Source organism: Terriglobus sp. YAF25 (assembly GCF_052113305.1).
Lineage (GTDB): Bacteria > Acidobacteriota > Terriglobia > Terriglobales > Acidobacteriaceae > Terriglobus.
Genome location: NZ_JBFRCY010000897.1, coordinates 1 through 1570 on the forward strand (window position 1 = coordinate 1; position 1570 = coordinate 1570).

2 protein-coding genes and 1 pseudogene are annotated in these 1570 nt (G+C 59.2%); all 3 read right to left on the reverse strand.

Going from position 1 to position 1570, the window contains the following annotated elements:
* Positions 1-251, reverse strand: a pseudogene (locus tag AB4043_RS24960) (alpha-L-fucosidase); the annotation flags it as partial.
* A 3-nt stretch (positions 252-254) separates the two neighbouring features.
* Complete coding sequence (locus AB4043_RS24965; RefSeq protein ID WP_442301460.1) at positions 255-854, reverse strand: beta-propeller fold lactonase family protein; 600 nt, start codon at positions 852-854, stop codon at positions 255-257.
* The coding region (locus tag AB4043_RS24970) for a BBE domain-containing protein (RefSeq protein WP_442308455.1) at positions 851-1570 on the reverse strand (720 nt) is incomplete at its 5' end. The genes AB4043_RS24970 and AB4043_RS24965, both read right to left, overlap by 4 nt.

Consider the following 1570-nt stretch of genomic DNA (forward strand, 5'->3'; position numbering starts at 1 on the left):
GTATCGAGCGATGTCGGATTAAAGGTGGAAGGCGATGCGGTGCCGTCACCCCATTCGCGATCGAGAAAAGTGTTGGTGCTGAAGTGAAGAATGACGCCGAACTCGAGATCCTGCCACGCTGTTTGCTGGGGCGTGGGCTTGATCTCGGTGAAGTTCTGGGGCCAGGTGATCGCGGGCAATAACAGTGTCAGGCCCAGGGCCATCCGGCGAAGTCCGCCAACGGCCATCGAGCGAATCGAAGATCGGTACAAGCGTCAGCCTCCGATGCGTGCAAGTCTTCCTTCGAGCATCGCATAGCGATGGCTGTCGACGCACAGGACTCCGTCGCGGTCAAAGAGAAACTCCTGTGGGATGCTTCCGCGCAGCTTGCGATGGACGGCGATTACCTCGCCTGCGGCGTTCTCTTCCGTAACCGAGAGCATGTTCAACACACGTCCTCCGGCGGCGGCAACGGCGAGCGAGCGGCCGTCGGGAGAGATGGCGATGTGGTGCGGAGACATTGCGGTAAGCGAGAGACCCTGTGTCGTCAGCCGCTGCAGGCAGCCACTCGGCTCGACACGATAGCTGGAGATAGCGCCCGCGGGCAGGCCGAGATAGGTCGTGTATCCGTGAGTCACGTGCAGTACCTGCTGGTCACTGGCATAGACCATGGCTGAGGGCAGGTCAGCCTTTTCGCTGTGTCTCCGCTCTCCGCGAACGATGCTATGGATCCAGCCGCCTTCGCGGTCGAGCTCGAAGGTGATGCCGTCGCCAATGGCGGCGAAGGCGCGTGTCATCGGGGCGGCGCAGATGGCGGCTCCAGCGATTCCCTGCAGTACAGCGCGGCGTGTTGGTTTGTACTCTTGCATCATCATGCCTTCGGTCGGATTGACATCGAGTGATGGAACAGGTTGTGGGGATCGTATTCCTTCTTCACCTGTTGCAGCAGGGGATAGAGATCGCCAGTACCGTAGTAGAGCGTGGTCCACTCCGGGCTTTCCAGCATATCGGCATCCGCATAGTTGATGTAGCAGCCCTCGAAGTTCTCGTTCGGATAGGGATAGCCCGGATACTTCGGGTCCGCCGAGGGGGTAGAGTACATGGCCTTATAGCACTGGCGAATTCCATTCAGACGGAAAGCATCATCTGCTTCGTTCAGCCAGTAACTCTGGTACTGCAGCTTCAGAATAGAGTTGCGCTGCGGTATCGCGGTATCGGCAATGCGGGCAGGGTTGTTCACCATGCCGCCGTAGGAGTCGATAGCCAGGATGAGACCGCGGGTTGCGTCACTCGTCATCTGGTCATAGAGCACGTTAGCTTCCGCCACGGTGAAGCCCTTCTTCATGTAGCAGGACTTGTACTTGGACCGGCGACGGTTTGAGCCGTAAAGGCCGCTGCCTCCCTGTCCGCTGACCGTTGCTTCCACCCAGTTCAACGCACGTACGGGATGCGTTCCATAGCAGACGGTGTCACCGACCAGTGGTCTCTGCTGCTGCTGGCCAAAATCCTGTTGCTGTTGCAGATAATCGGGGGGAGCATCCGCGGAAGGCCTGCATGTCTGGAAGAGATTCAGGTAATCCTGCACCCACGC